At 71.2% G+C, this 18,220-nt stretch carries 17 protein-coding genes; 14 read left to right on the forward strand and 3 right to left on the reverse strand.

The features are described from left to right. Nucleotides 1-62: 62 nt before the first annotated feature. The 5 genes from VFZ70_02385 (at nt 63) to VFZ70_02405 (ending at nt 7,249) form a co-directional block, all read left to right on the forward strand. Nucleotides 63-1,781, forward strand: a complete 1,719-nt coding sequence (locus tag VFZ70_02385; protein HEX6254636.1) for an ATP-binding protein — start codon at nt 63-65, stop codon at nt 1,779-1,781. A gap of 67 nt (nt 1,782-1,848) precedes the next feature. Then, complete coding sequence (gene sbcD / locus VFZ70_02390) at nt 1,849-3,018, forward strand: exonuclease subunit SbcD (protein ID HEX6254637.1); 1,170 nt, start codon at nt 1,849-1,851, stop codon at nt 3,016-3,018. Next, complete coding sequence (locus VFZ70_02395) at nt 2,999-5,428, forward strand: SMC family ATPase (protein ID HEX6254638.1); 2,430 nt, start codon at nt 2,999-3,001, stop codon at nt 5,426-5,428. The genes sbcD and VFZ70_02395 overlap by 20 nt, the downstream gene beginning before the upstream one ends. Continuing rightward, nucleotides 5,428-6,384, forward strand: a complete 957-nt coding sequence (locus VFZ70_02400; GenBank protein ID HEX6254639.1) for a hypothetical protein — start codon at nt 5,428-5,430, stop codon at nt 6,382-6,384. Before VFZ70_02395 ends, VFZ70_02400 begins: the two co-directional genes overlap by 1 nt. A 34-nt stretch (nt 6,385-6,418) precedes the next feature. After that, nucleotides 6,419-7,249 (forward strand): hypothetical protein, encoded by an 831-nt coding sequence (locus VFZ70_02405; GenBank protein HEX6254640.1) that lies wholly within the window; start codon nt 6,419-6,421, stop codon nt 7,247-7,249. 44 nt (nt 7,250-7,293) lie between these two features. On the opposite strand, the gene VFZ70_02410 is transcribed toward VFZ70_02405, so the two are convergent. Further along, a complete protein-coding gene (locus tag VFZ70_02410; GenBank protein ID HEX6254641.1) occupies nt 7,294-8,145 on the reverse strand; it encodes an aldo/keto reductase in 852 nt (283 codons plus the stop codon). A 108-nt stretch (nt 8,146-8,253) separates the two neighbouring features. On the opposite strand from VFZ70_02410, the gene VFZ70_02415 reads away from it, so the two are divergent. The 5 genes from VFZ70_02415 (at nt 8,254) to VFZ70_02435 (ending at nt 12,885) form a co-directional block, all read left to right on the forward strand. Beyond that, nucleotides 8,254-8,997: a 5-formyltetrahydrofolate cyclo-ligase gene (locus VFZ70_02415; GenBank protein HEX6254642.1), complete on the forward strand. Its 744-nt coding sequence runs from the start codon at nt 8,254-8,256 to the stop codon at nt 8,995-8,997. Nucleotides 8,998-9,139: 142 nt separating this feature from the next. Further along, nucleotides 9,140-9,691 carry a sigma-70 family RNA polymerase sigma factor gene (locus VFZ70_02420; protein ID HEX6254643.1) on the forward strand — a complete coding sequence of 184 codons (552 nt, stop codon included), beginning with the start codon at nt 9,140-9,142 and terminating at the stop codon, nt 9,689-9,691. Further along, nucleotides 9,681-10,412, forward strand: coding sequence for a hypothetical protein (locus VFZ70_02425; GenBank protein ID HEX6254644.1), 732 nt, complete (start codon nt 9,681-9,683; stop codon nt 10,410-10,412). Before VFZ70_02420 ends, VFZ70_02425 begins: the two co-directional genes overlap by 11 nt. A 130-nt stretch (nt 10,413-10,542) precedes the next feature. After that, on the forward strand, nt 10,543-12,132 hold the full coding sequence (locus VFZ70_02430; GenBank protein HEX6254645.1) for a fibronectin type III domain-containing protein: 1,590 nt from the start codon (nt 10,543-10,545) through the stop codon (nt 12,130-12,132). 27 nt (nt 12,133-12,159) lie between these two features. Further along, on the forward strand, nt 12,160-12,885 hold the full coding sequence (locus tag VFZ70_02435; protein ID HEX6254646.1) for a hypothetical protein: 726 nt from the start codon (nt 12,160-12,162) through the stop codon (nt 12,883-12,885). Nucleotides 12,886-13,084: 199 nt separating this feature from the next. On the opposite strand, the gene VFZ70_02440 is transcribed toward VFZ70_02435, so the two are convergent. Next, entirely contained in the window at nt 13,085-14,437 is a 1,353-nt protein-coding gene (locus VFZ70_02440) for a PQQ-dependent sugar dehydrogenase (GenBank protein HEX6254647.1), read from the reverse strand. Nucleotides 14,438-14,536: 99 nt separating this feature from the next. Here VFZ70_02440 and VFZ70_02445 point away from each other — a divergent pair, with 99 nt between their 5' ends. Further along, nucleotides 14,537-15,745: an RtcB family protein gene (locus tag VFZ70_02445; protein ID HEX6254648.1), complete on the forward strand. Its 1,209-nt coding sequence runs from the start codon at nt 14,537-14,539 to the stop codon at nt 15,743-15,745. Between the two features lie 388 nt (nt 15,746-16,133). Here the strand turns inward: VFZ70_02445 and VFZ70_02450 are convergent, their stop codons facing one another. Further along, nucleotides 16,134-16,412, reverse strand: coding sequence for a hypothetical protein (locus VFZ70_02450; protein ID HEX6254649.1), 279 nt, complete (start codon nt 16,410-16,412; stop codon nt 16,134-16,136). Between the two features lie 199 nt (nt 16,413-16,611). On the opposite strand from VFZ70_02450, the gene VFZ70_02455 reads away from it, so the two are divergent. The 3 genes from VFZ70_02455 to VFZ70_02465 form a co-directional block, all read left to right on the forward strand. Beyond that, nucleotides 16,612-17,112, forward strand: a complete 501-nt coding sequence (locus tag VFZ70_02455) for a hypothetical protein (GenBank protein ID HEX6254650.1) — start codon at nt 16,612-16,614, stop codon at nt 17,110-17,112. A gap of 52 nt (nt 17,113-17,164) precedes the next feature. Next, the gene (locus tag VFZ70_02460) at nt 17,165-18,031 is read left to right on the forward strand and encodes a DUF4097 family beta strand repeat-containing protein (protein ID HEX6254651.1); all 867 of its coding nucleotides are present in this window, start codon (nt 17,165-17,167) and stop codon (nt 18,029-18,031) included. After that, on the forward strand, nt 18,021-18,220 hold a 200-nt coding region (locus VFZ70_02465), incomplete at its 3' end, for an ATP-binding cassette domain-containing protein (GenBank protein ID HEX6254652.1). The genes VFZ70_02460 and VFZ70_02465, both read left to right, overlap by 11 nt.

An 18,220-nucleotide genomic window follows, 5' to 3' on the forward strand; every position in this document is an offset into this window, starting at 1 on the left:
GGTGGCGGGCGTGTGGGGACGCTGTGCGGTCACGGCGCTGATCGCGGCTAGGCTCACACGTCATGAGTGACGGGACCGATCCCGCGGTCGGGAGGGTGCTGGGCACCGAGGACGCGACCCCGCTCGAGTTCTGGGTCGGCATCGATCCCGATGCTGGCCAGTACCTGCAGCTCGACGACGTCGTCGCGCTCGACCGCCGCCTGCCCGACGGTCGCGACGTGCGCATCAGCGGGATCGTCAGCCAGGTGCGCGCACGTCACGAGGGGTCCAGGTTCGACGGCGACGTCTTCCTGGTGTCGGCCGGCGTGCTGCCCGCCGAGCTGTCCGAGGCCGCCCAGGTGCAGGCGACGCGCTTCGAGCCGGAGGTCTTCGTGCCGCCGCATCCGGGCACGCGCGTGCGCCGGGCGACCGGTGCGGAGCGTGACGAGGCACTGTTCTTCGATCGCATGCGTCAGCGCCTGCCGGTGGGCCTGTCGCGCGCCGGCGAGCCGGTGTACGCCAACCTCGAGTTCCTCGACGGCACCCGCGGTGCGCACGTGAACATCAGTGGGATCTCGGGTGTCGCGACCAAGACGACGTACGCGACCTTCCTGCTGCACAGCCTGTTCCACTCCGGCGTGCTCGGCGGGGAGGCCCACAACACCCGCGCCTTGATCTTCAACGTCAAGGGCGAGGACCTGCTGTTCCTCGACCACGACAACCGCCAGCTCGACCCGGCCGAGCGTGGGCGGTACGACGTGCTCGGACTGGCCGGAGGCGCCTTCAAGTCGGTGGAGCTGTGGGCGCCGCCCCGCCGGGGCGCGACGACGGCGGCGCCCGACACCGGGGCGCGCCTCGACGGTGTCGGCGGGTTCTTCTGGACCCTCGACGAGTTCTGCCGGGACGAGCTGCTGCCGTTCCTGTTCGCCGACGCGTCAGACGACCGGCAGCAGTACACCATGATCGTGCACCACCTGACCGCGAAGCTGAGGCGCGACGTCGTCGGGATCGGCGACGGCGGCGTACGGGTCGCGGGGCGCACCGCGCGGACGTTCCGCGACTTCGTCGAGATCATCTCCGACCTGCTCGAGAGCGAGGACACAGCGACCGAGTGGGCGGGACGGGCGATCGGCGTCGGCACGATCAACGCGTTCATCCGGCGGCTGCACAGCGCGGGCAAGCACCTCGACCACATCATCCGCGGCGATCTGCCGAACCCCGAGCGCCATCGCATCGCGCGCGAGCAGCAGATCACGGTGGTCGACATCCACAACCTCCACGACAGAGCGAAGCGGTTCGTCGTCGGCGTTGTGCTGCGCAGCACCTTCGAGGACAAGGAGCGCTCGGGACAGGCGCGACCGCTGGTGTTCGTCGTGCTCGACGAGCTCAACAAGTACGCGCCGCGCGACGGCTCGTCGCCGATCAAGGAGGTGCTGCTCGACATCGCGGAACGTGGACGCTCTCTGGGCATCATCCTGGTCGGCGCGCAGCAGACCGCCAGCGAGGTCGAACGTCGCATCATCGCCAACTCGGCGATCAGGGTCGTCGGCCGCCTCGACACCGCCGAGGCGTCGCGTGAGGAGTACGGGTTCCTGCCGCCGGTGCTGCGCCAGCGCGCCACCATCGCCAAGCCCGGCACGATGATCCTGTCGCAGCCCGAACTGCCGGTGCCGCTGGTGTGCGAGTTCCCGTTCCCGGCGTGGGCCACCCGGCCGTCCGAGGCCGGCGTGCAGGCCACCGCACGCGTCGTGGCGCAGCCCGCGGACCCGTTCGACGGGCTCGACGACGACCTGCCGTTCTGACCATGTGCCCTACCGCTTCGCTACGTGAGGGCGGGTGCCGCGGCGCGCCGCGTCCATGGAGCGCGGAATGAGACTCCTGCACACCGCCGACTGGCACGTGGGCCGTACCATCCGTGGTCACAGCCGCGCGGACGAGCACCGGCCGGTGCTGGCCGAGATCGCCGAGCTCGCCGACGAGCACGCGGTCGACGTGGTGCTCGTGGCGGGCGACCAGTTCGACACCGCCGCACCGTCGGCCGAGGCCGAGCAGATCGTGTACGCGGCGCTGCTCGACCTCGCGCGCACCGGCGCCCAGGTCGTCGTGGTCGCCGGCAACCACGACAACCCCCGGCGATGGGGCGCGATCACGCCGCTGCTCGCGCGTAGCGACGTCCACGCGGCTGCGTCCGTCCGTCGGCCCGACGCGGGTGGCGTGGTGGAGCTGCCGACACGTTCGGGCGAGACTGCGCGGATCGCCCTGCTGCCGTTCCTGTCCCAACGCTCCATCGTGCGCGCCGAACACCTGATGGGCCATGACGCGGGCGACGCCACCAGCGCTTACGCCGAGCGGATGATCGCCCTGATCGCGGCGCTGACGGCGGGATTCACGCCCGACGCGGTCAACATCGTGCTCGGGCACCTCACCGTGACGGGTGGCGAGCCGACGTTCGGCGGCGGTGAGCGGGCCGCCCACACGATCTTCGACTACTTCGTGCCTCCGCACGCGTTCCCGGCCACCGCTCACTACGTGGCGCTCGGGCACCTGCACATGCCGCACCGCATCCCCGGCGCGGCACCGATCTGGTACGCGGGCTCGCCGCTCGCGCTGGACTTCGGCGAGGCCGAGCGCGATCACAAGGCGGCGCTGCTCGTAGACGTCACGCCCGACACGCCCGCGCGCGTCGATCACCTGCCCCTGCGGGCGGGGCGCCGGCTGCGGACGCTACGCGGGTCGCTCGACGACGTGCTGGCGCAGCGCGACGCCATCGATCCCGAGGCCTACCTGAGGATCGTGCTCGACGAGCCACCGCGGATCGGGCTGGCCCGCATGGTGCGGGACGAGTTCCCCCACGCGGTCGATGTGTCCATCGCTGCGGACCGGGCCGATGACCGTGGCGAGGTCGCGCGACGGGACGTCCGCGGGGCGCCGCATGAGCTGTTCAGCCGGTACCTCACCGACCTCGGCATCTCCGACGATGCGCTGACCGCCCTGTTCGCCCAGCTGCTGGAGGAGGAGCATGCGGCCGACGCGTCTTGAGGTCACCGGCTTCGGGTCCTTCCGCGCCCAGACGACCGTCGACTTCACCGAGGCCGACCTGTTCGTCCTGGTCGGACCGACCGGCGCAGGCAAGTCGACCGTGATCGACGCGTTGATCTTCGCGCTGTACGGCTCGGTGCCCCGCTATGACGACCGCCGCCTGGTGGCGCCGGTCATCAACCAGGGCCGCGTGGAGGCGAAGGTGCGGCTGGACTTCGTCGTGGACGACGTCGGCTACACGGCGGTGCGCGTGGTGCGGCGCACGCAGACGGGTGCCACGACGAAGGAGGCGCGGCTGGAGTCGTGGGATCCCGCCGCTCCCGACGGTGCCGGCGTCGGCGTCACGACCTTGGCCGGCAACGAGAAGGAGTTGACCGAGCGCGTGGAAGGTCTGCTCGGGCTGTCGTTCGACCACTTCACGCGGTGCGTCGTGCTGCCGCAGGGCGCGTTCGCACAGTTCCTGCATGCGCGGTCCAAGGACCGCCAGGACCTGCTGGTCGACCTGCTCGGGATCGAGGTCTACCGGCGGATCGGCCGGCGCGCCCGCGAGCGTGCGAAGCAGGCCCAGGCGCGCAGCGATCACACGCGCCGGCGGCTCGGCGAACTGTCGGACGCGACGGCCGAGGCGCTCGCGGCGGCAACTGATCGCGTCACGATGTTGGAGCAGGTGCACCGACGCATCGTCGAGGCACAGCCCGAGCTCGAGCGACTGCGCGAGCGGGGCGCCGAACTGCGTGCGGCCGCCGTCGCCGCGCAGCAGCGTCGCGCGCTGCTCGACGGCCTGACGCAGCCACCCGCCGTGCCCGACATCGCACGTCGGTTGGCCGATGCCACGCAGGCCGAGGCCGATGCGGGCGAACGTGTCGAGAAGGTCGAGCAACAGCGCCTGGCGGCGGAGGAGGCCCGCGGCCGGCTCCCGGACGGAGCGACGATCACGGAGCTGCGTCGCCTGGTCACCGAACGCGATGCGCGCGGGGACGCGCTCGCTCCGGCCGCCGACGCGGCGGCCGCCGCCGACGCGGCGCGGGCGACCGCCGACGCCGCACACGACGAGGCGCAACGGGAACTGTCCGCGGTGCGCGCCACGCGCGACCGCGTCCGCGAGGCCAACCACGCGCGTGCGCTCGCCCATGGACTGCACACCGGCGACCCGTGTCCGGTCTGCTCCCGACCGGTCACTGAGCTGCCCGACCACGGCGACGCCGGTGACCTCGCCGCTGCCGACGCCGCGCACGCCGGTGCAGAGCAGCGCCTCGCGCGGTCCGCCGCCGCGCTGCGTGAGGCCGCGGCCGAGGCGGCGCGACGCCGGCAGGCCAAGGACACGCTGGAGACGGCGTGCCGGGACCTCACGGCGCGCATCGACGAGCTGGCGGCCAGCCATGACCTGTCGCCGGCCGAGGTGCCCGCCGTGGCGGCCGCTGTCGCGCAGGCCGACCGTGATCTCGCCGACGCCCACGCCGACGAGCAGGCCGCCCGCGCGACGCTCCGTCGGGCGGCTGAGCGTGTGCGCGGCCTCGACGGCGAGCGCCGTGCGGCGTGGGCACAGTTCGACGAGGTGCGGGATCCGCTGGCCGCGCTCGGCCCGCCGGCGGTCGAGCGTGACGACCTCGCCACGGCGTGGTCGCAGCTGCTCGACTGGGCGGAGCAGCGCCGGCCGGAGCTCGCAGCGGCCGCCACGACCGCCGAGCACGCCGTCGCCGAGATCGCCGAGCAGTGGCGGGCGCGCAACCGCGAGCTGGTGGCCGCCTGCACGTCAGCCGATGTGCCGGTCGACGGGGCAGATCCCCGGTCCGCGTGCGCCGCGGCGCTCGAGCGCGCCCGTGGCGACCGGGCACGCGTGGCACGCGCCGTCGAGACCGCTGTTCGGTTGCGGGCCGAGATGCGTGCCGACGAGCAGCTGACGGACACTGCGTCCGCGCTGGGCCAGCATCTGGGCACCCGCCGGTTCGAGCAGTGGCTGCTCAACCAGGCATTGGCGCAGCTGGTGGCCGACGCGTCGATCCGGCTGCGTGAGCTGTCGTCGCAGGCCTACTCGCTGCGCGTCGACGACGCCGGAACCTTCCTCGTGGTCGACCACCGCAACGCCGACGAGCTCCGCTCGGCCCGCACGCTGTCGGGCGGTGAGACGTTCCTCGCATCGCTGGCGCTCGCGTTGTCGCTGGCCGACCACGTGGCGCAGCTCGCGACCGGCGCAAGTGCGCGGCTCGAGGCGTTGTTCCTCGACGAAGGGTTCGGGACGCTCGACCATGACACGCTCGACGTCGTCGCGTCGGCGCTGGAGGAGCTGGGGTCGCGCGGCCGCACGGTCGGGTTGGTGACCCACGTCCGCGAGCTGGCCGAGCGGATGCCCGTGCGGTTCGAGGTGCGTCGGACCGGCGAGACGTCGACCGTCGAACGGGTGGACACCTGATGACCGTGACCGCGACCCACCGCATCGATCTGGCCATGTGGCCGGCCGACTACGGATCACCGGTCAGTGACGACGGTCCCGCGACGACCACGGTGCCGGTCGACTACGACCCGGAGGTCACGCAGGCCGCCTGGGCGCCCGTCACGCCGGCCGCCGACGCCGCCGTCGACCGGCCGGTGTGGTTCGTCGACGGCGTCCGACGCATGGAGGCCCGCGCCTGGATCACCACCGACGACGGCGCGACCGCCTCCGGCCTCGTCGGGTCGTGGGCAGCCGGGGCCATCCGCTGCGACGGATCCGCCGTGATCACTGACTGCCGGGTCGAACGCGGGCTGTTCTCTGCCGTGGCGCGGCGGCCGACCCTCACCACCGACGACGGTCTGGTGTTCGCCGGCTGCGAGGCGGAGGCGGGCACCGATGCCGCGCTGCGCAACGCGCTCCAGGCGCGGATGCGCGGTCTGGAGCTCGACGTGGCACGTGACGTCGCGGCCAGCGGGGAGCTGATCGTGCTCGACGGCCCGCTGCGACGTCGCGTCCGCGGGCACGCGGTCGGGTACGTCAAGACCCAGCACGTTGACTACCTCGCCGCTGCGCTGCGCCCCGTCGTGGCTGACCTGGCGGTCGCCGAGCGCACGCCCCTGTTCGTACTGGCCACCGACACGTACAGGCACTGGTCGTGGTACCTCCGGCTGGCGACGGTCGGACGGCATCCGTGGGAGTCGATCGTCCGCTGCGAGATCCCGGCGGACGGGATCGCCCTGCCGGAGGCCCGCGCGCTCGCCGACACCGTGACGGGGCTGCTGCCGCGGTTCGCCTCGTCGCCGCACCGCGACGTCCGCGCACCCCAGAACCTGTATCCGATCGGGGCGCTCGAACAGCATCTCCGTCATCGGCTCGGTGATGCCGCGGTGATCGGTCGCCGGCTCAGGCGGGCCGTCCATCGGGTCCCGACCTAGGGATCGACGCCGCGGACGGACCGGGAGGCGTCACGTGGCGACGACGGTCGGGCTGGCACGGGGCATCGGGGCCGACTGGGTCGCGGCCCACGCCGCCGGGCTGCCGGGGTTCGCCGGTGCGTTCCTGACCGGATCGAGCTGCCACCTGCCGGCCGCGGCCATCCTGCCGGCGACCTCCGACGTGGACGTCAACGTGGTCGTCGACCGCGCCGAGGCACCGCCCAGGCTGGGCAAGCTGCACCACTTGGGCGTGACCATCGACGTGTCGTTCCGCACGGTCGGCGACGTCGCCGATCCGACGCGCGTGCTCGCCGACCCGCACCTCGCGGCGGCGTTGTCCACACCACATGTCGTGGCCGATCGCCGGGACGCTGGCACGCGTGCAGCAGACGGTCGCCGCCGCGTACCCGCGGCGCACATGGGTGCGCCGCCGGAGCCGTCGCGTGGTCGACGGGATCGCGAGCGACTCGCAGTCGTGGATGCGCAGATGCCGTTCGTCGATCAGGTCGCGGGCTGGGTCTTCCCGACGGGGATCATGGCGCACGCGACGCCGGTCGCCCCAACGACGATGCTGCCGATCGCGACCGACGTCAGCACCGCCGCGCGATCTGCGGTGATCGCCGGCAGCGCCGAGCTGATCGCCGCCGGCGACCACCGGGCCGCCGTGTTCTGGATCGTCGCGACGTACGCCAAGTGCCTGATCGTGCTCGATCGCGGCGCGGCGACCGATGTGGCCGCGCGCCATCGCGGAGGGTTCCACGACCTGCTCGACGATCTGGGCGTCCGTCACCCGCGGCTCTACGGGACCGTCGGCGTGCCGCGAGCGCCTACCTTCCGCGCCTGTGGCGGGTCGCGCTCGACGTGATGGACGCCAGCCCCCGGATCGTCGACCGAGGGTGATCGGACCGCTCAGGCGGCCGATACCAGCTCGTCGTACTCGTCGTCGCTGAGCCCGACAGTCGCGGCCGCGCAGTTCTCCTCCAGGTGCTCCACCGACGACGTGCCCGGGATGGGCAGCATGGTGGGCGACCGCCGTAGCAGCCAGGCCAGTGCGATCTGCGCCGGCGTCGCCTCGTGGGCACGCGCGACCTCGTCGGCGACACCACCCGGCTGGGCCAGCTTCCCCGTCGCGAGCGGGAGCCACGGGATGAAGCCGATGGCGTGCGCCGCGCACATGTCCACGACGTCGTCCCAGGCGCGGTCGGTCAGGTTGAACCGGTTCTGGACGGTGGCGACCTCGACCATCTCCATGACCTGTGCCAGCTGGTCGGTCGTGACCTCCGACAGACCGATGTGGCGGATCTTGCCCTCGTCCCGCAGTTCGATGAGCGTGCCGATCTGCTCGTCGGTCGGCACCTTCCTGTCGATGCGGTGCAGCTGGTAGAGGTCGATGGTGTCGAGCTGGAGCCGGCGCAGGCTGCCCTCGCACGCCTCCCGTAGGTGCGCCGGGCGGCCGTCCGGGCTCCAGTCGCCGGGTCCTCCCCGTACGAGCCCCGCCTTGGTCGCGATCACGACGTCGTCGGGGTAGGGGTGCAGCGCCTCGGCGATGAGCTCCTCGCTGACGTACGGCCCGTAGGAGTCGGCGGTGTCGATGAGGGTCACGCCGAGCTCCACGGCGCGGCGGACGACAGCGCGGCACTCGTCGGGATCGTTCGGCGGGCCCCACACGCCGCTGCCGGTCAGACGCATCGCGCCGAACCCGAGGCGGTGCACCTCCAGCTCATCGGCGATGGCGAAGCTGCCGCTGGCGGGGACGGGCATGTCTGACACGGTGGACCTGTCGGTCGACGAACAGGGTGGCCGCGGTCCTACCCGAACGGCGCGGGTCGGATGCGATGGTGGAGCCACGCAACGACTCAGGAGGCGCACGTGTCCGACCGCGATGTCGCCGATGCCAAACAGGAGCTGCGCGACGTCGTGTGGGATGCGCTCCGCGAGGCCGGCGTCGCGCGGTTCCCGGGTGCCAGGGGGCGCATCCCCAACTTCACCGGCGCGGAGGCGGCCGCGGAACGGCTGCGCGGGACCTCGCCGTGGCGCGCGGCCGTGACGGTCAAGGCGAACCCGGATTCGCCGCAGTGGCCCGTCCGCCAGCGGGCGTTGGAGGACGGGTGCACCGTGTTCATGGCAGTGCCGCGTCTCAGGGACGAACGTCCGTTCCTACGACTCGATCCGGATCTCCTGGAGGTTCGGCCGCGCGCGGCGTCTTCGATCAAGGGCTCGTCCGAGCACGGCGTGCCGACCGCCGTCGACGAGCTCGTGCCCGTCGACCTCGTGGTGGTCGGTTGCGTCGCCGTCGACCTCAGCGGCGCAAGGGTCGGCAAGGGCGGCGGGTTCGCTGACCTGGAGTTCGCAATGGCCACCGCCGCCGGGTTGATCGGACCGGACACCACCGTCGTCACCACGGTGCATCCGCTACAGGTCGTCGACGGCGGACGCATCCCCATGACCGACCATGATGTGCCGCTCGACGTCATCGTGACGCCCGACGAGGTGATCGTGTGCGACGGCGACCGTGCACGTCCAACCAATGTGCTGTGGGACCACCTGTCGGAGGACAAGATCGCCGCGATCCCCCTGCTCGCGCGACTCGCCGCCGAGCGATCGGGTGGGTGACGCTCCAATGATCCGCGGGAAGCGACCAAGCGCCGTGACGTCGGGCGGCGTGCGGCGTCGGGTGTGACCTCGCTCGCCATGCATCCGAGAACAACCGTCGAGTAGGTCAAACCGTCAGCCCGTTCCACACGTACTACCTGGTGTGGGGCTCACCGAGGAAGCGATGCTGGCCGGGCTGGCGTCGGACGATGCAGACATCGCCGCCGCCTTCGTCCGCACCTTCCAGGGCCGTGTGTACGGCCTCGCGCTCGCGATCCTCGGCGACCGGGACGCGGCGACCGAGGTCGCGCAGGAGGCCTTCGTGCGCGCATGGCGGTACGCCGACACGTTCGACCCTCGGCGAGGAAGCGTCGCGACGTGGCTGCTCACGATCACCCGCAACCTGGCGATCGATGCAGCCCGGATCCGCCGCCCCGTCCCGGTCGACCCGGTGCTGTTCAACTCTCTGCGGCTCGTCGGTTCCGATGCCGAGCCGGGCGACGACGTGACCACCGAACGCGACCTCGCGCGCCTGCGTCGTGCCGTCGGTGCCCTGCCGGCCGAGCAACGGCGCTGCTTGCTGCTCGCGGTGTTCAACGGGCTGACGGCGAGGGAGATCAGCACGCTTGACAACGTGCCCCTGGGCACCGTCAAGACACGGATGCGTACGGCGCTGCGCAAGCTGCGCTCGTCGTTCGAGGTGCATGATGACTGACGACTGCACCTCCGTGCGCGACCTCGCGCCGGAGGTGGCGCTGGAGATCGCGGAAGCGCGGGAACGCGCCCTCGTGCTCGATCACGTGGCGACGTGCTCATCGTGCGCCGCCCATCTGATGGAGCTGTCCGCTACCGCTGACGACATGCTCGCGCTGGCTCCGATGAGCGAGCCCCCCAGCGGCTTCGAATCCTCTGTGCTCGAGCACCTGCGTGCGGCATCGTCCTCGCGCGCGATGGCGACGCCCGCCCGCCGTTGGATGCGATCCGGGCCGCGCCTGCGCATCGCGCTGGTCGCCGCGGTGATCGTGTTGGCAACCACGCTCGCGGCCGGAGCCGTGCACTGGACGGGGCGCGCGGACCGTGCGCTAGCCGACGGGGTCAGGCAGACGCTGGCGACATCGCACGGGCAGTACTTCATTGCCTTCCCGTTGCAGACCGCCGATGCACAGCGGCGCGGCGCGGTGTTCGCCTACGAGGGTGATCCCTCGTGGGTCGTGCTCACCCTCGATCAGCCGGTGGTCGGTGGTCCCCATGTGGTCGAGCTGCTCGGTCGCGACGGCGTCACACGTCAGGTGGCCGACAACGTGGATCTGACCGCCGACCGGGTCTGGGGAGCGCAGATCCCGATCGCTGTGCACGACGCCGCCACGTTGACCGTCGTCGACGCCCACGGTCGAACCGCGCTGACCGCGGATCTCGCCGCTCCGCCATCCAGCTGACCGTCACGTCGAGGCCGCTGGGCCACGTGGCGGCGACTCCCCGCAATCTCTGTCGCCCTCTGAGCCGTAGTACCTGTAGGGGCAGTGGTCGTAGGGGTGATGGGGAATGCGAGCGACGACGAGGCACTCGATGCTGCTGCTGGCGCTCGTGGCTGCGCTGCTACCCGCAACCGGTGGATCGGCCGCCGAGGACGTGCCACAGGTGCTCCGCTTCCACGGCGGTGGCTACGACCGTGCGGCCGCGATCACCGTGGACGGGGCCGGCGACGCCTACGTCGGCGGTGCGGTCGACGTTGATGGCGAGGCGATGTTCGCCGTGGTCAAGGTCGGACCGACCGGAACCGTGTGGAGCGCGACGTACGACGGATCGCGCGGTGGCACGGGTGGCAGCGCGCACGCGGTGGCAGTCGATGACGCCGGCAACGTCTACGCGGCTGGTGCAGTCGGGGACGGCAGCTTCTATCCCAGGCTCGACCACCTCGTCGTCGCATTCGGTCCCGACGGCCGACAGAGGTGGGCGGCGCGTTTCGACGGCCCGGGACCGGATGACGACACGGACCGGGCCACCGAGATCGCGGTGGATGCCGAAGGTGACGTGTACGTCAGCGGGATCTCGTACACGGCCAGTCCGAACTTCACGTTCGACTGGTCGACGCAGAAGTACAGCGCGACCGGTGAGCTGCTCTGGGAACGGCGCGAACGAGGCGTCAGCGACCACACATCCCGCGTCGCCGACATCGCGCTCGCCCCCGATGGGAACATCGTGGTCACCGGCACAGCCTTCAACACCGACAGCGAGCACGCCAGCGACGTGGGGACCGTGGCATACGACCCGGACGGCAACGTCGTGTGGCGGCGGACCTGGAGCAACAGCGCGACCAGTGACGATGAGCCGTCGGAGATGGCCATCGACGGGGCTGGCCGGATCACCGTGACCGGCACGAGCGGGCTCTTCCCGCCGTCGCCGTTCATCATCCGCTACGACAGTTCCGGTACCCTGCTGCAGACGATCCGCGGTGACGGCGGCGCGAGCGTCGACGTGGACGACGCGGGCAACCTCACCTTCGCGGGCCGGTACGGCGACTCGTTCGTGTCGAGGTACGACGCCGCCGGTGTCCGCACGTGGGCGACGCCGCCCAGCAACGACGGGTTCTGGAACCTGTTCGTACGGACCGACTCCACCGGGGCGGTGACCGCCGCCGGGACCAGCGGCGAGGACTACCTGGTCATCCGGTACGCGCAGGACGGCGAGGAGCGCTGGCGGTACCGGTTCACAGGTCGGGACGGCGGCAACGACCGGGTGGCGGGCCTTGCGATCGACAGTTCCGGCACCGCCCTCGTCACCGGTACCTCGTGGAACGACTACCTGTCGAACCGGGGTGGCACGGCCGACGACATCGTCACCTTGCGCTTCCCGGCCGCCGCCGCACCCGCGCTGGTGGCCCCGGCGAACCTCTCCGCCCAGGGGATCTCACGCAGTCAGATCCGACTCGATTGGACCGACGACGGTGGCACGGAGGACGGGTTCCACATCGAGCGCTGCGCCGGCCACGGTTGCAGCGACTTCACGACGGTGGCGACGGTGGGCCACGATGTGACGACCTTCACCGACGACGGACTGGCGCGCAACACCCGCTATGCGTACCGGGTCCGTGCCTTCAATGCCAACGGCGTCTCGGCCTACTCGAACATCGCAGTCGGCAAGACCCCACGCCGGTGACGTGACGGCGACGCGGGAGGAGCGCCGATGAAGTCGAAGCAGATGCGACGCGGTGTCGTCACTGGGCTGGCGTCCCTGATCCTGGCAGGCGGGGCCCTACCGGCCGCGGCCGGTGAACGGGATCCACTCGTCGAGATCGGGTCGCCTGCGAGGCTCGCACCAGACAGCGGCTCGATCTCGGTTGAGCTCACCGCGCGGTGCCCGGCGCGACGGACCCTGCTCGACGCGCGTGTCCGCGTGGCACAGCCCCAGGCGTCAGGTGAGACGTCGTTCACGCTTGTCTGTGACGGCGTGGCGCGCGACGTGACCGTGGACGTGCCGTCGGCGGGGGGTTCGTTCGAGACCGGGCAGGCCCGGGTCGACGCGGTCGTCTCCGTGCAGCAGGGGAAGGTCACGGAGGCGCGTGATTCCGCGGTGGTTGCCGTCCACCCGATCGCAGCGGTCCACCTCGCCGGCGTGGCACGGCTCGAAGGCGGCGGCGAGGCCGTCGTGGTCGACGTGACCGTCGCGTGCCCGGCGAGCAGCACCGGGCGGGTGTCGGAGGTTTCGGTCTTCAAGTATCCGGCCGACGGCACAGGGTCATTCGTACCGGCCTGTGACGGCGGCCCGCACACGGTCACGGTGACCGTTCCCGCGTCGGGCGAGCCGTTCAGGGCCGGCGCCGGCTTCGCGGCGGCGAACGTCGTGATCGAGGACGGCGGGGCTGTGTTCGACGGCCTCGACTACGGCGACATCGAGATCGTCGACGGGTGAACCCGGACCGCCAGCATCCGAGCCCGCGCAAGCATCGCGCTCGCCGGGACCAAGCGCGGCTGACCGCCGTCAGTGACGGCGCCCCGATCTCCACATGCGTGCCCGCCAGACCGGCGCGACGCCAATCGGCCAGCGGCCACCTTCTGCACGGTGGCCGCCGGCCGTGACGTGCGCCGGATCGACGCGGCGCGTGGGTGAGCTAACGCCCGCGGAACGGCGCCAGGCGCTGGACCGCGCCGGTGGTCCCGAACGGGGTTGACGTCTCGTTGGTCAGCACGTAGATCTCGCCGTCAGCGTCCTGACCGAAGCCGAGCACGAACGCACCGAGGCTGTCCTGGCCCTCCAGGCGGAACTCCGCGATGCGCTTGTTCGGAGCGAGGTAGAGCAGACGGCCCTGCCCGGTGTCCGGGTCGAGGAAGTCGCCGAAGACGTACCGACCGCGCAGTTGCGGGATGGCGTCGCCGCGGTAGACGAAGCCACCGACGACCGCGATGCCTTCGTCGTGGTCGTACTCGGCGACCGGATCGATCAGACCTGCCGGCTCGCCAGGAGACCGCTCCGTCACGAACCCGGGGTCGTCACCGTTGGCGTCGAACAGGAATGAGCCCTCCTTGATCCGCCAGCCGAAGTTGCCGCCCGGCTCGACGACGTTGATCTCCTCGATGTCGTTCTGACCCACATCGGCCACCCACAGGGCGCCCGTCTCGTCGTCGACCGCGATGCGGAACGGATTGCGGAAGCCGTAGGCGAGGATCTCTTCGAGCGCGCCGTCGTCTCCTACGAACGGGTTGTCCGGCGGGATGCCGTACGCACCGTTCGCGCTGTCATCGCCCAGCGGGTCGATGCGCAGGATCGTGCCCAGTGGGTTCGTCGGGTTCTGCCCGTTGCCACCGGGCACGTGGCCGACGCCCTGGTCGTCGGCGGCACCGCCGTCGCCGAGCGCGATCAGCAGGTTGCCTGACGCGTCGAACTCGAGCGCCCCGGCGTTGTGGTTGAACTGCGGTTCGTCGATCCGCAGCAGCTCACGAGCGCTGGTGATGTCGACCGGCGCCGTGGCGTCGCTCGGATCCGTCGACTGCCACTCGGTCACCACCGCCTGGTGGTTGGGCGCCACGCCCACCGGCATCGTCGAGAAGTCCGGCGCGCCGGCAACCGGCTGTGACGTGTAGGTGTACAGCAGCCCGTTGGCCGCGTAGTCCGGATGGAACGCGACGCCGAGGAAGCCGCGTTCGTCGAACGTGCCCGGTCCGAACGCGCCGAGCGAGACGAGCAGCCCACTCACGTCCGCGACGAGGGTCAGGTCGTTCGTCGCGAGGTCCAGGGCGTACAACTGTCCGGCCTGGTCGACGATGAACATGTGCCCGTCCAGGCCCGGGGCGGCGGTCGCCCAGACCGGTGCCACGAGCCCGTCGGCCACCGTGTCGAGGGTGACGTGCACCCCGCCGGGCGTGATCGTGCGAGGTATGGGATCCTCCAGGCCCTGCGCTGCCGCGGGCAACGCGGTGGCCAGGAGCATGAGTGCGGCGAGCATGGTCAACGTGAACGTGCGCACGGGTGCCCCCTGCGATGGTCGAGGTCGTCACAAGGGCATACGCGTGATCGGCCGCGACGGTTCAGGTCGCTGCCGCCGACTGTCAGCGAGGTGACCGTCATGAACAAGATCAACGACCGCCTGCTGTCGTGGGCGGCCGACCTCGACGACAAGGCCCGTGCCCAGGCCATCAACACGTCCCGGATCGTCGGGCTGGGCGGTCATGTCGCGCTGATGCCGGACGCTCACTGGGGCCTGGGCTGCACGATCGGCTCGGTGATCCCGACCGTGACGACGATCATGCCCGCCGCGGTCGGTGTCGACATCGGCTGCGGAGTGACCGCCGGCGCGGTCACGGACGCTGCCGGGAGACGGCTGTCCATGGACCTGCTTCCCGACGCCCTCGACGCCCTCGTCGGCGAGTGGACGCGGCGGATCCCTGCCGGCCTGGGCAACTGGCACGCGGATCCGAGGTACGCCGACCGGTGGGACCGCTTCGTCGCCGACCACGGCATGCCGACCGTGGAGGACCCCAAGGCCCGTGATCGCGCACCCAGGCAGCTCGGGACGCTGGGGTCGGGCAACCACTTCCTGGAGCTGTGCGCCGATGAGGACGACGGCGTGTGGATCATGCTGCACTCCGGATCCCGGGGCGCCGGCAACCGGCTGGCGATGCACCACATCGACATCGCCAAGGGCCTGATGAAGCGCTGGATGATCGATCTGCGCGACCCGGACCTCGCGTACCTCGCGCAGGGGACCGACGAGTTCCGCGCGTACGTCCACGACCTCACGTGGGCGCAGGCGTACGCCAAGGTGAACCGCGAGATCATGCTGGGCCGTGCGCTGGACGGGCTGTCCGCAGTGCTCGGGCGGGACCTGACCTTCGACGGGGACCACATCATCGACAACCACCACAACTACGCGGCCCGGGAGTGGCACGACGGGCGCGAGTTGTGGATCACACGCAAAGGGGCGATCTCCGCGCGGAAGGGTCAGCTGGGCGTGATCCCCGGCTCGATGGGGACCGGCAGCTACATCGTCCGCGGTCTGGGCAATCCCGCCTCGTACAGGTCGGCGGCACACGGGGCTGGCCGGAAGATGTCACGCGGTCGGGCGCGCTGGTCGATCCCGCCCGAGCAGCTGGTCATCGACATGGCGGCGGTACGCGGCTGGCAACGTGATGCTGCCAAGGCACTGGTTGACGAGGCGCCCGGCGCGTACAGGGACCTGTCGACGGTCATGGACGCCCAGGTCGATCTGGTTGAACCGGTGCACCACCTGACCACGTTGGCCAACTACAAGGGCGTCGAGCGCGGGCGCTGGTGAGCGCTACGCGTGACAAGGGACGCATCCCCGACGGTGGTCAGGCGGGCGGCCGACGGCCCGAGGCGTGTCTGCGCTACCGGATCGGGAACACTGCATGGCAGGAACGTGCATGACGATGTATGGACTGCTCGCAGCGTTGGGATTCGTGGCCGTGATGGCCGTGCTCAACCGCCTGTTCCGCCGCAAGGAGCGATCGGCGACTTCGATCCGCAGGTGCCGAGCAGCGCCGCGCGTCCCGGCGTGCGCCGCTTCTTCGACGGCAGCCGGGAGGGATGGCGTGGCGACGGCATCCGCCAGCGCCCTCCGCGCCGGGAGAACATGCGCTGACACGGCCGGGTCGTCGTGTGGCCGGCCAGAGGTCGGACGCCATCATGACGACGGTCGTGACTCAGCTACCTGGTGATGCGAGCTGCGGGTCCGAGCGCGTCAGCGTCGCAGGGAGGTGCTTCGTCAGCAGCAGCGCACCTGCCGCGAGCGCCAGTGCCCCGAGCGCCAGTGCCGCGAGCGCCAGTGCCCCGAGCAGCCCCGCCTTCAGCGCCAGCAGCTGGGCGGTGGCGTAATCGGTTGACGCGTGGATGGCGACGGTCGACGACTGGCTGACGCTCCGCGACACCAGCCTGGCCCGAGACCGCGAGCCGCCGCTCGAGATCAGCTGTAGATCGGCCATCCGCCCGCCACGCTGGTCACTATCGCCCCCGCATGACTGCAGATATCCATCAGGGGATGCCGAGTGGTCTGCCGTCCGCTGCGGAGCCATGTGCACTGTCGTACAGCGTCCGTTGGATGACCGAAGAGAAGGGGGCAGCCAGGCAGTCTGACATCAACTTGGTGTTGCAGTGGCACCATATTGGTGTCATCATGGCGGCATGGATCTTTCTCAGTACCCGGATGACCTCCGCCGTGAGCTGATGGTGGCCGCGGACGCTGGGGGTGACGACGCGCGTGAGCTCGCCGGCCGTCTGACCGCGCCGCTGGTGTCCGCGGTGCGGTTGATGCTGCTGGAGGCGCTGTCCGCGGCTGCGGCCGAGATCACCGCTGAGCTGGCGCCCGGCTCGGTCGAGTTGCGCCTGCGGTCGGGAGAGCCGGAGTTCGTCGTGACACTGCCACCGGCGGACGAGCCCGGGGGCGCAGCGGCGGTCGCGCTGCCGCCGGTGTCTGCGGACGGTGAGGAGACCGCGCGGATCAACCTGCGGCTGCCGGAGCAGCTCAAGGTTCGTGTCGAGCAGGCGGCGAGCCGCGAGCGGTTGTCGGTCAACGCGTGGCTTGTGCGTCTCGTGGCCTCCGCCGTCTCGCGCGACATCGACGCCGGTCGTCCGCAGCAGCGCGGTGGTCGGGTGGGCGACGCCTACACGGGGTGGGTCCGCTGACGACGGCCTCAGCCGTCGCTCCCCGGTACTGATGACAGCAAGGAGGACCGGCATGCCAACCTTCGATACGCCGACGCCCATCTCGGTCACGGTCGACCTCGGCTTCGGCAACGTCGTGATCGCCGCGGGAGACCGCGACACCACAGTCGTCGAGGTCGTCCCCAGCGACGTCTCCAACGACGAGGACCGCAGCGCCGCCGAGAAGACCAGGGTTGAGCGCACCGACGACGGCCTGCTGGTCAGGGCGCCGAAGCTGCGGTCGTGGCTCAGCCGCTCCGGTGGTGGCTCGGTCGACGTGACGATCGCGCTGCCGGCCGGCTCCCACGTGCACGGTGCGCTCGGCTCCGCCGACGTGTCCGCCACCGGTCACCTCGGCGACTGTCGGATCAAGACCGGCTTGGGCAACCTCCGGCTCGAGACGGCCGAGACGGTGCACCTGCGGAGCGGCTCCGGCGACATCACCGTCGCGCGCGTGACCGGACGGACCGACGTCCTCACCGGATCGGGCGACGTGCGGCTTGACGAGCTCGGCGCGGGAGCCGTCGTGAAGAACTCCAACGGCGACACCTGGATCGGCGTCACCGCCGGCGATCTGCGGGTCCGGGCGGCCAACGGCGACATCGACGTCGACCGCGCGCACGCCGACGTCGCGGCGACGTCGGCCAACGGCAACATCAGCGTGCGCGACGTCACCCGCGGCCTCGTCGTCCTCGAGACGCAGGTCGGCGACCTCGACGTGGGCATCCGCGAGGGCACCGCCGCGTGGCTCGACGTCAGCGCCAAGGCCGGTCGGGTCCACAACACCTTGGAGGCCACCGACGGCCCCGACAACGCTGACGACACGGTCAAGGTGCGCGCGCGCACGACCATGGGCCAGATCACGATCCGCCGGGCGCAGGGGGCGACCGATGCACAGTGACGCCCACGACCACCGCGCGGCGACCGCCGCCATCCGGGCGACCGGGGTCCGCAAGGCGTTCGGCGACCACGTCGTGCTCGACGACATCGATCTGACCGTCGACGAGGGGGACGTGTACGCGCTGCTCGGCCCGAACGGGGCGGGCAAGACGACGATGGTCAACATCCTGTCGACGCTCATCAGCGCCGA

It is taken from the genome of Euzebyales bacterium, from assembly GCA_036374135.1.
GTDB lineage: Bacteria > Actinomycetota > Nitriliruptoria > Euzebyales > JAHELV01 > JAHELV01.

Excerpts from the sequence above, each read along its gene's own strand:
- VFZ70_02445 (HEX6254648.1), top strand. The coding sequence starts at position 14,537 with ATGAACAAGATCAACGACCGCCTGCTGTCGTGGGCGGCCGACCTCGAC.
- VFZ70_02450 (HEX6254649.1), bottom strand. The coding sequence starts at position 16,412 with ATGGCCGATCTACAGCTGATCTCGAGCGGCGGCTCGCGGTCTCGGGCC.
- sbcD (HEX6254637.1), top strand. The coding sequence starts at position 1,849 with ATGAGACTCCTGCACACCGCCGACTGGCACGTGGGCCGTACCATCCGT.
- VFZ70_02425 (HEX6254644.1), top strand. The coding sequence starts at position 9,681 with ATGATGACTGACGACTGCACCTCCGTGCGCGACCTCGCGCCGGAGGTG.
- VFZ70_02455 (HEX6254650.1), top strand. The coding sequence starts at position 16,612 with ATGGATCTTTCTCAGTACCCGGATGACCTCCGCCGTGAGCTGATGGTG.
- VFZ70_02460 (HEX6254651.1), top strand. The coding sequence starts at position 17,165 with ATGCCAACCTTCGATACGCCGACGCCCATCTCGGTCACGGTCGACCTC.
- VFZ70_02400 (HEX6254639.1), top strand. The coding sequence starts at position 5,428 with ATGACCGTGACCGCGACCCACCGCATCGATCTGGCCATGTGGCCGGCC.
- VFZ70_02410 (HEX6254641.1), bottom strand. The coding sequence starts at position 8,145 with ATGCCCGTCCCCGCCAGCGGCAGCTTCGCCATCGCCGATGAGCTGGAG.
- VFZ70_02385 (HEX6254636.1), top strand. The coding sequence starts at position 63 with ATGAGTGACGGGACCGATCCCGCGGTCGGGAGGGTGCTGGGCACCGAG.
- VFZ70_02435 (HEX6254646.1), top strand. The coding sequence starts at position 12,160 with ATGAAGTCGAAGCAGATGCGACGCGGTGTCGTCACTGGGCTGGCGTCC.
- VFZ70_02395 (HEX6254638.1), top strand. The coding sequence starts at position 2,999 with ATGCGGCCGACGCGTCTTGAGGTCACCGGCTTCGGGTCCTTCCGCGCC.
- VFZ70_02430 (HEX6254645.1), top strand. The coding sequence starts at position 10,543 with ATGCTGCTGCTGGCGCTCGTGGCTGCGCTGCTACCCGCAACCGGTGGA.